Source organism: Perspicuibacillus lycopersici (genome assembly GCF_025660475.1).
Lineage (GTDB): Bacteria > Bacillota > Bacilli > Bacillales > Caldibacillaceae > Perspicuibacillus > Perspicuibacillus lycopersici.
The window spans coordinates 540343-554674 of record NZ_JAOUSF010000001.1; the positions used below are offsets into that span (position 1 = coordinate 540343).

The window sequence follows — 14332 nt, forward strand, 5'->3', positions numbered from 1 at the left end:
GTAACATAATTATTTACGCGAATTTATTGGTTCATCTTGAAAACGTGAAGAAAGAAAAATGGCTAATAGCATAAAAATTAATCCAAAGGATTGAATTAAGATTATTGTAATAATATCAAAAGATATTAAGCCAACAATCATGGAAATAACTGTACTCAATCCCGCAGCATTTAAAACTAAATTAATTGATTCTTTAAATGTCTTAATCGAAGATGATTTTCTCGTTAAATAAACGAAAAATGCAGAACCTAATACGATAAATAGGAAATTGACCAATAATAGAATGAAAACTACAAAAATCATACTTCCTACAACATATGTTTGATTTTGATAAAACCATTGCTCTGAAATAGCTTGTTTAAATTCTTCCACATTAGAGACATTCTCGACAGAAAAATCCTTTGTATAGCGAATATTACTTGTCGCCTTATCTCCTTCTTTAATCACCATTTCCTCTTGTAAGAAAAGAATAGCATTATCTGCCTTTAATGCTTCTTCAACTTCTGTTTCGGTCAAATTCCCTCCAACTACACCATTTGGCTTCTCCATATAAAAGCCTTCTGTGAGCTCCATTTGTCCATTTTGAAAACTAGCATTTTCCATTTGAGACCAAACGGAATCATCGACAAGTTCAAATGCATTTGGAAACGAGCCCTCTATCGGAAAGGCATCCATTTTGGAAAAATGAAGCGAAACAGGAATCATTAATAATCCATTTAAAAATAAAACGGCAATAAAGATTTGAAACCAGTTCAAATCTTTACGACCCTTTAGCACGTTTTTTGGTAACCAAAAGCTCTTAAAAAAATTGATCGGAAAGATATCTGTTTTCATTCCAATTCATCATTCCTTTTCACGTTCTGACCATCCGTGCAATATTTGCAGGGAATTATCAGCTTATCCTTTTGTACCACCAGCTGTTAATCCTGAAACAAAATGTTTTTGAAGCATGAAGAACAGAATAGTGATTGGTAATGCGATTAAAATCGCTCCTGCTGCAAATAATGCAACTTTTTGATCCATCGGATTGCTAATAAATGTTTGCAACCCAATTGCTACTGTATAATGTTCTGGTGTACGAAGCAAGAATTTTGCTAACATATATTCACCAAATGGTGTCATAAATGCCCAAAGTGCTTGTACAGCAATCATTGGTTTTACTAGTGGTAACACAATTTGCCAAAAGATTCTTATATGTCCAGCACCATCTAATTTGGCTGATTCATCTAAATCAATCGGTACTGTATCAAAATATCCCTTCATTAACCATGTATTCATCGGTATCCCGCCACCAATGTAAAGGAATGTTAAAAACCAAATTTGGTCTAGTGCACCAAGAAGCAATGCCATTACATAAAATGCTGTTAATGCTGCAGTTGTTGGTACCATTTGAACAATTAAGAAAAATGTTAAAGTTTTTTTACGGCCAATAAAGCGGTAACGGCTATACGTATACCCAGCTAATGTAACAATAGCTACTTGAACAACCATTGCAACTAGAGCAATAATTATAGTATTTAAATACCATTGACCATATAACGTTTCTGTAAATAATCTTTGGAAATTATTTAATGTCCAATCCGCAGTCAAGTCTAAATCAAATGCTACTAAATTTCCTTTTTTAAAGGCGGAGCTAGCAGTAATTAATAAAGGATAAATAATCACAACAGCCAAAATTAGCAAATATAAATACGTGAATAACTTATTGACAGCACGGGAAGATTTTTGGGATTTCATTAATTTGCTCATACTCAATCCTCCATTTCAAATGCTTTTGTTTTCTTAAATACTAATAATGATATACCGATAACAATAATCGAAATCATGATAGTAACAGCTGCGGCAACATTATATTGCGGAGATGTTCCTGTTGTTAATTTGTAAATCCATGAAATAAGGATATCTGTAGAACCTGCTCCAGCTCCTACACTTCCCGGACCACCTTCATTAAATAAGTAAATCATTGAGAAGTTATTAAAATTACCTGTATATTGCGTTACGAAAATTGGTGTTGCAATTGCAAAGATTGCAGGCATTGTAATCGTTCTAAAGCGTTGGATTGCATTTGCACCGTCAATTTTTGCTGCTTCATACAAATCTTCAGGTATGGATTGTAAAATTCCGGAAACTAGTACGTAAATGAACGGGAAGCCCAACCAACCTTGTATCATAATAATCGCAATTTTCGTCCAGAAAGGATCTGTCTTCCAGGAAATAGCATCTATATCGATAAATGGAAGATGATTTAATAATGGTATTACTTGGGTATTAATTGCCCCGATACTGTCATTAAACATATTTGAAAAACTCATAATCGTAATGAATGCAGGAACAGCCCAAGGTAGTAAGAAAATTATACCGAAAAATCTTCTGCCTTTAATAAATTTCTGATTTAATACGACCGCTGTAAATACACCGATAACAATTTGCAATGTAGTTGCAGCAAAGGTCCAAATTACTGTCCAAGATAAAACAGCCATAAATGAATCACGGTAAGAGCTTAAGAAAAAGATATCTTTAAATGTATCAAACCCTACCCAATCGACTAAATTCGCTGGTGGTATATGATAAAAATCATAGTTTGTAAAGGCAGTTAAAACTGTAACTAATACTGGAAATACAATAGCAAAAATCATCGCTGCATAAGCAGGAAGTGCTAGTAAATAAGAAAAACCATTTTGGTAGACATTCTTCATAATATCTATAAATGATTTATTCGTTTTAATTCCAATGGAAGCTAATGTAGCTACCCGTTTTGCATCATAAATGTTAATTGCATATAAAATTAGAAAAATTGCTAGTATTAATAATTGCAAAGAACCTTCAATTAGCATAAATAGTGAATGATCTTGTCCTGGTGTGACACCTAGGGTAAATAAACCTGTCATAGCCTCTATACCGAAAGTTGCCATCTGTATGATGAATACGAAGAAAATAGCAAGGAAGACAACCCCTTTAAAAGGTTGTTTATTATAAAACTGACCTAAACCAGGAATGATAGAGAGCAGTGCAGCTTTTTTGATTCGTTCTTGACCGTTATTATTTAATTCCACTGGAAGTTCACTCCCTCTTTTTTAAAAAATTTCGGCAGAGAATTTCGTTCATTCTCCGCCGATAGATCTACTGTCATTTACAAACGATTAATATTTTTGCTCAATATTTTCAGAAATAACTTTTACTGCATCTTCTGCAGATTGTTCCGCTGATTTATTACCAGATGCTGCATCAAACATTAAGTTTGCTGCACCTGTCCAAACTTCTGCCATTTCAGGAATATTAGGCATTGGTTGTGCTGAACTATATTGGTTAATAACTGCCGTTGCTAATTCATCAGTACCAGCTGCAACTGTAGCTCTTGTTTGTTGGTTTGCAGGAATTTCGTTAACCATTTCATATAACGTTTGTTGATTTTCAGCATTTGTTACATAATCTAACCATTTTGCTGCAAGTTCTTTATCTTTTGCATAATTACTGATTACCCATGCTTTTCCTCCAGCAAACGGTTGATAGTTTTCACCATTTGGTAGAGTTGGGATTGTGGAAACGCCATAGTTTACGCCAGCTTCTTTATAGCTTGCTGCACTCCATGGACCGCTAATTACAGCTGCTGCTTTTCCAGAAGTAAATTGTGTATCAATAAAGCTTCCAGCACTTGTAGTATCTAACATACCTTGTGGCCATGTTTCTTGATACCATTTTGTTGCATATTTAATACCTTCAATAGATTCTGGAGTTCCTAAACCGATATCAGATGGATTTGTTCCGTTTTCACCGAACACATAACCACCATAACCTGCTAATAAACCGTAAGTGCTATAGAAATCTACCCAGTTTGCTAAGAATGCAGTGTTTTTACCTTTTTCAGATTCAAACGCGAATCTTTCATCTTTTGCAAGTGTTTCAAGATCAGCGAATGTTGCAGGTGCTGCATCAATCAAATCTTTATTATAGTAAAGTACTAATGTTTCAATAACAAATGGAGAACCGTAAATTTTTCCGTTGATTGTTACTTGTTGTTCATCAGTTGCGTCATAACGTCCGTCATCTGGTAAAGTAACTTCTGCTAAATGTCCTTGTTGCCCTAAGTTACCAACACGGTCAAATGGTGCTACCATTACATCAGGAGCAATTCCTGCAGGACCATCAAGTGGTAATGATTCTAAATTACCAAACATATCAACTTCAGAAACTTTTACATCTACATTATTTTCTTCTTCAAAAGCTGGAATAATTTTATTTAAGTATTCTGCATAGGATGCATCAACTGCAACGGTTAAAGTTTTTGTACCTTTGTCACCGTTATCAGTGGATTTATCTCCACCGCCACCACATGCTGCAAGTAATAATGCACTAGAAGCTGCTAAACCTAATGCTACTTTTTTCCAATTATTTTTCTTCATGTCTATATCCCCCTTAGGAATAAATCATTTTTTATTATTTATATAACGCTTATAAAAGCAGTTATATCCGATGAAAGCGATACCACTATGAAGCATATCTTAAAATTGGGTAATCAACTTTTCGAATACTTTTACAGTGATAGGACTAACTTAATGAATCGAATTTCCTATAAAAAAATAAGTTTTGTTTAACACTTGGCAAACGTTTGCATTTCACATTTTTTATATTAGCACACATCTATGAAAACGGCAACATTTTTTTTGTGATATTTTTTTAATCTTATCATTCTCTTTCTATCAATGATTATTTCTATATTATGCTCAATTAATAACAACCTATCCTTCTATCGAAACTACCTTTAACATTCCTCAATTTCCCTTAGATTATTCATTTTTTAGGCAATCGATTGCACTTTCATAGAAAAGGAGAAGGAGGTTTTCTCCCCTTCTCCTTACCTAAAAATATTAAACTACATAAAGATTATCATCTACTTCCGGTAGCTTTTTACCATTTAAATATACCGACTTGCAATCCCCATTATGAACAAGTAACTGTAATTTCCATGTAGGAACAAATAAACCATCATCCGTTATTGACAGATAAATATTCTCTCCATTACATTCCACTTGAAGCTTTTTACACATAAAGTTGCCTTTTTCGTATTCAAAAGTTTCACCGTCATCCTCATATAATGCGAACTCATACTTAGAGGATTCACTAGGATAGAAATGTATCGTTAATTGATTATCTTTCACTCCTGCATTTTGTTTAAACGGACCATTTACGATAAATGTTCCTTCTTTAATAAAGATAGGTAGTACATCCAGGTCTGCATGAATTAACTGATGCTTTCCGCCTTCTAGCACTTCATCCGTCCAATAATTCACCCATCTGCCTTCAGGTAAATATAGTGCTCTATCTGTAACTGACGGTTGGAGAATAGGAGCAACGATAACATTATCACCAATCATAAACTGGTCATTTAAGTTGTACGTTTTTGGATCATTTGGATACTCCAAAACTAACGGCCGTAGAATTGGTAGTCCTGTTCTACTGCTTTCCGCAAATAGTGAATACAGCTGCGGCAACCATTGGTAACGTAATTGAATATATTTTTTTATTATATCACGATATTTCTCACCAAACGCCCACGGCTCTTGGCGTAACGTACCGATTGCACTATGATTTCGGAAAAATGGTGTAAATGCACCTACCTGAGTCCAGCGTGCAAGCAATTCACCGTTTGTATCATGGGCAAACCCTCCAACATCAGGACCGGCAAACGGAACTCCTGATAAGCCTAGATTCATCACCATTGGTAATGACATTTGCAAATGTTCCCAGAAGCTACGGTTATCACCAGTCCAAACAGCAGCATAACGCTGAACTCCAGAATAACCGGCACGAGTCAATACAAATGGTCGTTTTCCTTTTAGCTGGTCTTTCATTCCCTCATAGGTAGCCTTTGACATCATTAAACCATATAGATTATGCAATTCACGATGAGTTTTCGGTTCACCATCATTTCCATGAATGACTTTCACATCCATTGTTTTCGTTTCATTGAAAACAGCTGGTTCATTCATATCATTCCATATGCCCTCAATTCCTAATTCCTTATAAAACTCATGCTTTTCTCCCCACCACTTACGAACTTCTTCATTCGTAAAATCAGGAAAGGCACTATTCCCTGGCCACACATCGCCAAAATAGATGTTACCTTCCATGTATTTACAAAAATATCCTTTCTTTACTCCTTCTTGGTAAATAAGATATTCCGGGTCCTCCTTTACTCCTGGATCCACGATAGGAATCACATGGATACCCTTTTCTTTAAGCTGTTTAATAAGTTGTTTAGGATTTGTAAAGCGATTATAATCAAATGTAAATACTCGGTATTCATTCATGTAATGAATATCTAAATGTATTGCATCCAACGGGATTTCTAGCTCGGTAAAGTTTTGGACAAGCTCCAACACTTCCTCATCTGTTTCATAGCTATATCTAGATTGATGATAACCTATTGCCCATTTCGGAGGTAAAGGCATCCGTCCCGTTAATTCTGTATATTGTTCAATTACTTTTTTCATTGTCGGACCAGCAAAAACATAATAGCTTAATGTCCCTGCATCTGCTTCGTACGAATAATAATTCTCCTCTGAACGTAAATCAATAACTGTTCGTGAAGGATTATCAAAAAACACCCCATGTGCTATCCCGTCACGAAAGGCAATAAAAAATGGAATGGATTGATAAAGTGGGTCTGTTTCAGGATTATGTGGTGCATAAACGTCGGAATTCCACATCGTTAACTTTTCCCCGCGTTTATTCAAAAATCCTGTTTTTTCCCCAAATCCATAAAAATGATCATTTGCTTCCATCGTTTGATAGCAAAGAACCTCTCCTGTATGCTTATACCGCATTCCCTTTTCTCCATCACCTGTTAACAAATTGCCATTGTTATCATATACATATACTCTCGCAGCATTCCTTGTTATCTTCAATTGCAATGTATTTGATTTAAATAATAGCTCTGTTTCATTCTCCGTAAATTGGACAGCAACATCTGATGTCTCCAGTACAACTGCCTTACTGTTTGTATATGCATTTTTTCCAAAAGGAACCATTTCTATTTTTATTATTTCGTTTGTGTAAAATTCAATGAGAACATTGCCATTCGTACAAGTAAGATTCCATTTCCCCTCTGAATGGATATATGATTTTATATCACCAATTTCAAGGTAATTCTCTTTTGCCATTTTGGCAGTTTTTTCTGGATGAATAGCAAAGCTTGTATCCTCTAGCATGCAAAAGCTCACTCCTTTGTTTATCTATTGTAAATCATGCCACTTTTTTTCTTCTTATTAATAGAATGCCAAATACAATAACTAGCAGCAATACAACACCTCCGATTAAATACATGACGGTGTTTGACTCATGTTCCTGTAAAAGATATATTTGTGCCGTCTGCCCGTCCAGCTCGATGGCATATTGTCCGTGCTTGTCTCGAATCGTTTTATCATTTAATAAAGATTGTAGCTGTTTGTTAGCACCTAAATCTTCTGTAGCAATCTTTGTTATTTGAGACTCCGAACTATCATTGATAATGACTAAAACCTTTTCGTCTTCATACGTTCTTGTGTACGCCATGACACTAGATCCATCATACAACAACTGGAATTCGCCTTTAGTCAAAGCTGGGTGTTCCGCCCGGATAGTACTTAAAGAAGAGATATAATCTATTAACTCATGATCCTTAAATTCCATCATTCTCCTATTATCAGGATCCGCTCCACCTGGCATCGCAATTTCTGTACCATAATAAATAATAGGAATGCCTGGTGCTGTATACATATACGTCAATGCTTGTTTTAATCGAGTGGATGGATTTTGACCGTTTTGTTCTGCCTTTTCTGCAAAGCGGATATTATCATGATTATCAAGAAAATTACCTAATATATACGGATTTTTATATATAGTAGTATTTCTTTCCCATATTTTATACAAATTGCTTATATTTTGATCAGGACTAGCAAATACGTTTGATAAAACATTGTACATAGGATAATCGACAACGGAATCAATTCCACTTTCTACATACGCTTGCGAGTAATTTGGATCATTATGCCAAACTTCACCAATTAAAAAGAAATCCTGCTTCACTGATTTGACTTCCCTTGAAAAATCCTCCCAAAACCATTTAGGAACATGTTTGACCGTATCTAGTCTGTATCCGTCAATGTCTGTTTCCTCTATCCACCATTTGGCCATTTTTATTAAATAATCCTCAACCTCTGGGTTTTCCTGGTTTAAATCTGGCAAGCCAGCTAGTTGACCGGTTTCTACTTCTTCCTGATTATCATAGTCAAAAATAGGTTTTGCCACATGGAACCAATCTGCTTTTTCCGGATCATTCAGCCAAGGGTGATGATAGCCTGTATGATTCACTACCAGGTCTAAAATAACCTTTATTCCACGGCTATGCGCTTCTTCTACTAATTGTTTAAATTCTTCTAATGTACCGAAATGCTCCTCTACCTCATAAAAATCTTCTGTCCAATATCCGTGATAACCACCGGGCTCATTGTTTACAATCGGCGTCAGCCAAATGGCAGTAAACCCCATATTTTGAATATAATCTAACTTATTAATAATTCCTTGAAAGTCTCCGCCATGATATGCACTAGGGTCATTTACATTTACTTCAAAATCATTGCTTGGATCACCGTTATTAAATCGATCAACCATAATAAAATAAATGCTTTCATCCTCCCAAGAATCCTCCTCCTCTGCGAATACAGGTAATGTTGTTATAAAATACATAAGAAAGATAATGGCAAAAAAGCTAAATGAAAATTTTTTCACGAATTTGTTCCCTCCCTCATAATATTGTCTTATTTCTGTTAAAAGCGCAAACGATTTCACTATCTTATATATTTTATTATTATCTGTAAACGCTGTCAATTATAGATAGAAATAGAAATTCAATATTTTTCTTTGACTATGATATCGTTTTCAAATATACTTTAAAATGAATAATGTGCAAACGTTTGTAATTTATCACAGAAATTAAAATGGAAAGTAGGGATATTTAATGTTAAAAGAAGCGATTTACCATAGACCGAAAAATGAATTTGCTTATGCATATAACGAAAACACATTGCATATCACCATTCGTACAAAGAAAAATGATATTGATTCGATTAATCTAATATTCGGTGATCCTTATAATTGGAAAGATGGAAGCTGGCAAGTAAGGAAAAAGAGCATGGCAAAAAAAGGTAGTGATTCATTATTCGATTATTGGTTTACAGAGGTAAGTCCGGAATTTCGTCGGATGCGTTATGGCTTCGAATTATCTGATAGCAAGGAAACTGTTTATTATACAGAAAAGGGGTACTACGAAGAACTTCCTTTAGATGATACCGCTTATTATTTTTGCTTCCCTTTCCTTAACAAAATTGATGTATTTCAAGCACCTAAATGGGTGAAGGATACGGTATGGTATCAAATTTTCCCAGAGCGCTTTGCTAACGGAAATGTAAAGAATGATCCAGAGGGAACATTAGCATGGGGTAGTACCGAGCCAACACCTATTAACTTTTTCGGAGGTGACTTCGAAGGAATTATCGAGCATCTCGATTATTTAGAGGATCTAGGTATTAGTGGAATTTATTTTACTCCTATCTTTAAAGCAGCATCCAATCATAAATATGATACAATCGATTATTTTGAAATTGATCCCCAATTCGGCGACAAAGAAACGTTTAAAAAATTAGTATCTGAAAGTCATAAACGTGGTATCCGAATTATGCTAGATGCTGTATTCAATCATAGTGGCTATTATTTCGAAGCTTTTCAAGATGTTTTAAAAAATGGCGAGAAATCAAAATACAAAGACTGGTTCCATATTCGGGAATTTCCAATCCAAACCGAACCAATGCCAAACTACGATACATTTGCCTTTACTCCATTCATGCCAAAACTAAATACAGAGAATCCAGAGGTTAAGGAATATTTATTAGAAGTCGGTCGCTACTGGGTTCGCGAATTTGATATTGATGGATGGCGTCTCGATGTTGCGAATGAAGTAGACCATGCCTTTTGGCGTGATTTCCGAAAAGAAGTAAAGGCAATAAAAGAAGATGTATATATTCTTGGAGAAATTTGGCATGATTCCATGGCATGGTTACAAGGAGATCAATTTGATGCTGTAATGAATTACCAATTTACTTCTGCAACGTTAAACTTTTTTGCAAAAGACAAAATTTCTGCGAAACAATTTACGGAAGATATCCAGCATGTGATATACTCCTATCCAAAGAATGTCAATGAAGTGGCATTCAATTTATTAGGAAGCCATGATACAGAACGAATTCAAAATACTGCTAATTTTGATCAAAACAAAATCAAACAAATGCTAGCATTTCAACTTAGCTTCCCTGGCTCACCATGTATTTATTATGGAGATGAGATAGGTTTAACGGGAAGCAATGACCCTGGCTGCCGAAAATGTATGGTTTGGGATGAAGAACAACAAGATAAAGAACTATATAATCATGTGAAAAAACTAGTTGCATTACGTAAAAATAATCCACTGCTTGCAAATGATGGGGAATTATCATTTATCGAGGCAAATGATCAAACGAATCACATTATTTATACAAAGGAAAATGATCACGAGTTGCTTGTATGTATTATGAATCATTCCAAAGAAGCGAATACTTACACGGTACCAGTAGATTTGGAGAAAGGCTACAGACAATATAAAGATTTATGGAATGATGAAAGCCATACTTTAGAAAGTCCTTCATTTGAAGTTAATGTAGAGCCATATGGCTTCCGTTTTTATCAATTGACAAAATAATATTCTAATCTATAAAGGTTGGACCTTCTATCCTAAAGAGCTTTTGGATGACAGAAGGTCTAGCCTTTTGTTTTCTTAAAATATGATGTTACGTACTGCTAGAATTCAACGACTTCATAGAATATGATTTATTGCTTCTTCTTCCTATGTATAAAATACAAATCCCATGTCAAAAACAGAATAGATAACAAAGACATTATCCAAAATATCATGCTTTACCATCATGGAGGACTAGATGAGACAAGAAAGATTACATATATTAAACAAACAGCTACGTGCCTATTTCGAAGGAACAGTAGAGATGATTAACAATGAGTGGATATTTTTTGATAATGAAACAGAGGAGGCATACCCTATCGAAAACTTTTATTCTAAAGAAATCCAGGTAGAAAAATATAACGATTGGAAAAAAGGGATACTACTGGACAATCTGACTATTCAAGGGGAGCAAGGAGATTTCAAATTACATGATCAAGACACCATTAAAATACGGAAAACCTTACCCTATTCATTTGATTCACTTTTGCAAGATTTACAGGATGACGCATTTTTTCGGTTTATCCTCACATTAAACAAGCTCGGCTTTTCGGTTTATGATTTATTATATTGTCATAATCATTTATCCTTTCTTCTGAATGAAAATAAGGAAGGAGTAAACTTTATGGTGTTTGATAATGCGGTTCAAATATGCTCTGTCAACCATCACTTTCAATACGAAAAGAAATATATCGACCGCTTCGAATTTACATTAAACACTGGTGAACGATTGATCCTTCAAGCAGTAAAACCATCAACAATATAGTGCAAGAAACAAAAAAAGTCTATTCTAGCACCAATTATTCATGTGATTGGATGATAGGATAGACTTTTTCTTTAAATTTGGATTTATTTTTTAGTTAAACAGTTTATTGTGATTTTTTAATACTTCTGCAAATGCTACTTGGTCAACAGGCTTTTCAATATAATAGCCCTGTGCATAATCACAATTTAAATTTTTCAGCTCTTCAATTTGTTCCAGCGTTTCAACACCCTCTGCCACGACTTTCACGGACAGACCATTTCCCATTGTAATAATTGCTTTTACAATGGAGCGATCAACGGATTCTAAATGAAGATTATGGATAAATGATCGATCAATTTTTAACGTATTTATTGGTAAATTTTTTAAATAGCTTAATGAGGAATAACCTGTTCCAAAATCATCAATGGACACTTTCACACCAAGCTCCTGAATAGATTTCATAATCTCTATGGAATGATTAATATTTTTTAACATTCCACTTTCCGTAAGTTCCAAATGCAAATACGTTGGCTTAACTCCGGATATAGCTAATGCATTCTTCACATTCGCGATAAAATCGCTATGTTGAAATTGGTAGGCAGATACATTTACAGAAATAAATAGTTCACCCAAGCCCTCTTCTACCCATTTTTTCTGTTGCTTACACGCCTCGATTAATACCCACTTTCCAATATCATTTATTAATCCTGTTTCCTCTGCAATTGGAATAAATTCTAACGGTGGAATTAACCCTAATTTCGGATGCATCCAACGAACTAATGCCTCACTACCAATTAATTTTCCAGATTGTAAACTTACTAACGGTTGGTACATTAAAAATAATTCATTCTTTTCAATGGCGCGTCTTAAATAATTCTCTAATTCAAATCGATATTTAATTTGATCGTTCATCTCATTCGAGAAAAACGTAATTTTACTACCGCCCTGTCTTTTTGCTCGGTTCATTGCTGTATCTGCATTTTTTAAAATAAGCTGAGCATCTCCACCGTCTTCCGGATAGAAGCTTACACCAAAGCTAGCAGACAAGAAAAATTCTTGTCCTTCATAAGTTAACGGCTCTGAAATCGTATTTTTCATTTTATTACATAGTTCGATTATCGTATCGTACGCTAAGTTCTCTGTAAGGATTATCGTAAACTTATCTCCGCCAAAACGCCCAAAAACCGCATCCTCTGGAAGCAAGCTTTGAACACGATATGCTATTTGTGTCAAAATCCGATCGCCAATTAAATGGCCCAGGTTATCATTGATTAGTTTAAATCGGTCCATATCGAAAAAAATAACGGCAAGCTTTTGTTTATTCTTCTTTGCCTTTTGAATAGTTTTCGTTACCATCTCCATTATTTTTGCCCGGTTCGGTAACCCCGTTTCTTTATCAAAGTAAGCAATTTGCGTCATTTTCTGTTCGAAATTTTTTTTGTCCTTTATAGTAAGCTCGATTAAGTTTATTAAATATATAAGGACTTTCATTTCATTTGAAACTGTATAGGAAAATGACATCTTTTCTTTTTTTACGTTTCTAGCGAAATTTTCATTCATTGCCAACGCCTTTAAATGGAATGCGGAATGGTCAATATCTAGCCAGCTATCCTCATTCCTAGTAATGCAACCATTTGTAGGTGCAATACAATGTAAATTCTCCATTTCTTCCTCCGAGAAGGATGGAAGAAACATAAGTTTTGCTTGGGAAGAATATGTAAAAATCGTATCGACTTGCTTTTCAGAAAGTGTATTAAGCGTATCAACACTCTTTTCTAATAGATTTTCAATATTAATGTAAGCAAGTGAAATAGTATCTTTTAATGTAACGTTTGTTGATAGTTCCAATGTTCCATCATTATGTATTTTCGTAATATAAATTATGCTATCCTTCCCATCTCTTGTTAAAAGCAGTGGGAGCTTATCGCTTGAAGCCAATAAGTTATCGATTACCATCGGACTTAAACGATTGGCTAAAGCTTCTAACGGGTTTTCATGATTAATTTGTATAATATGCTTATTTTCCACACTCGAGAGTTTAAATGGCTGACCAATTTTACTGTAATTGATATTTTCGTAGCGATAAACCTCTAAATCTGGATTAAATAATCCTGCAATTACAAATCCATCATCTATCCTATCAGCATTTGAAAATACAAAGGCGGAATTATTAAATTCTCCTACACTTGCACTTGCCCCTGTTATTCCAATTTTATGCTGTTTAACAAATTGTTTTATTACTTCTGGCATAGTTAAGGATGCGGTAGTTGAAAACATTATTAATGCTTTTAAATCTGGATAGGAAAGAAAATCGATTAATGACTGCTCTATCATTTTTGTATCTTTTACGTTCGATAAACATATAGTTCGTAATGTTGTTTTACGAAAAACAGTAAAGGATAAAATAATTTTTCCTTTTGTTATTTTACCGTTTACAATCTCTCCTGCAGTTGTACATCCGATAACATGAACCTTAGGAAGTAATTCTTGCATGATCCTTTGCAGTTGAGTAATTTTTTCTGAATCGTCATTACCGAAAAAAACTTGAACTAGCACGTCCGGGCTATTTTCAATCCGATGTTTTACGATAAAGTTTTCCAGCTGCATTTTCGTTGTGAATTCACAACTGTAAGTTTCTGCCAAATCCGCCCACCCGCTTTTCATGATTCTTATCCTATAGAAAAAATGAATATAATAAATATTTCTTACTCTTCTAAAATAGCATAAAAGATTCTATATGTAACGTAAAAAAACAAAAAGAATTGCCTGTTTCGACAATTCCT

9 protein-coding genes are annotated in these 14332 nt (G+C 34.5%); 2 read left to right on the plus strand and 7 right to left on the minus strand.

The features are described 5' to 3' along the window. Nucleotides 1–9: 9 nt before the first annotated feature. The 6 genes from OEV98_RS02640 to OEV98_RS02665 form a co-directional block, all read right to left on the minus strand. Nucleotides 10–834: a DUF1189 family protein gene (locus OEV98_RS02640; protein ID WP_263071625.1), complete on the minus strand. Its 825-nt coding sequence runs from the start codon at nucleotides 832–834 to the stop codon at nucleotides 10–12. Nucleotides 835–897: 63 nt separating this feature from the next. Beyond that, nucleotides 898–1749, minus strand: coding sequence for a sugar ABC transporter permease (locus OEV98_RS02645; RefSeq protein ID WP_263071626.1), 852 nt, complete (start codon nucleotides 1747–1749; stop codon nucleotides 898–900). A 2-nt stretch (nucleotides 1750–1751) separates the two neighbouring features. After that, nucleotides 1752–3053, minus strand: a complete 1302-nt coding sequence (locus tag OEV98_RS02650; RefSeq protein WP_263071627.1) for a sugar ABC transporter permease — start codon at nucleotides 3051–3053, stop codon at nucleotides 1752–1754. Nucleotides 3054–3140: 87 nt separating this feature from the next. Next, nucleotides 3141–4400 (minus strand): extracellular solute-binding protein, encoded by a 1260-nt coding sequence (locus tag OEV98_RS02655; protein ID WP_263071629.1) that lies wholly within the window; start codon nucleotides 4398–4400, stop codon nucleotides 3141–3143. Nucleotides 4401–4865: 465 nt separating this feature from the next. Then, on the minus strand, nucleotides 4866–7208 hold the full coding sequence (locus OEV98_RS02660) for a glycoside hydrolase family 31 protein (RefSeq protein WP_263071630.1): 2343 nt from the start codon (nucleotides 7206–7208) through the stop codon (nucleotides 4866–4868). A 34-nt stretch (nucleotides 7209–7242) separates the two neighbouring features. Further along, nucleotides 7243–8724 (minus strand): alpha-amylase family glycosyl hydrolase, encoded by a 1482-nt coding sequence (locus tag OEV98_RS02665; RefSeq protein WP_407676484.1) that lies wholly within the window; start codon nucleotides 8722–8724, stop codon nucleotides 7243–7245. Between the two features lie 271 nt (nucleotides 8725–8995). On the opposite strand from OEV98_RS02665, the gene OEV98_RS02670 reads away from it, so the two are divergent. Both OEV98_RS02670 and OEV98_RS02675 read left to right on the plus strand, forming a co-directional pair. Further along, nucleotides 8996–10768 carry a glycoside hydrolase family 13 protein gene (locus OEV98_RS02670; protein WP_263071634.1) on the plus strand — a complete coding sequence of 591 codons (1773 nt, stop codon included), beginning with the start codon at nucleotides 8996–8998 and terminating at the stop codon, nucleotides 10766–10768. Nucleotides 10769–11003: 235 nt separating this feature from the next. Beyond that, a complete protein-coding gene (locus OEV98_RS02675) occupies nucleotides 11004–11570 on the plus strand; it encodes a DUF2777 domain-containing protein (RefSeq protein WP_263071636.1) in 567 nt (188 codons plus the stop codon). Nucleotides 11571–11660: 90 nt separating this feature from the next. Here OEV98_RS02675 and OEV98_RS02680 read toward each other — a convergent pair whose 3' ends face one another. Beyond that, nucleotides 11661–14192, minus strand: coding sequence for an EAL domain-containing protein (locus OEV98_RS02680; RefSeq protein WP_263071637.1), 2532 nt, complete (start codon nucleotides 14190–14192; stop codon nucleotides 11661–11663). Nucleotides 14193–14332: the final 140 nt, after the last annotated feature.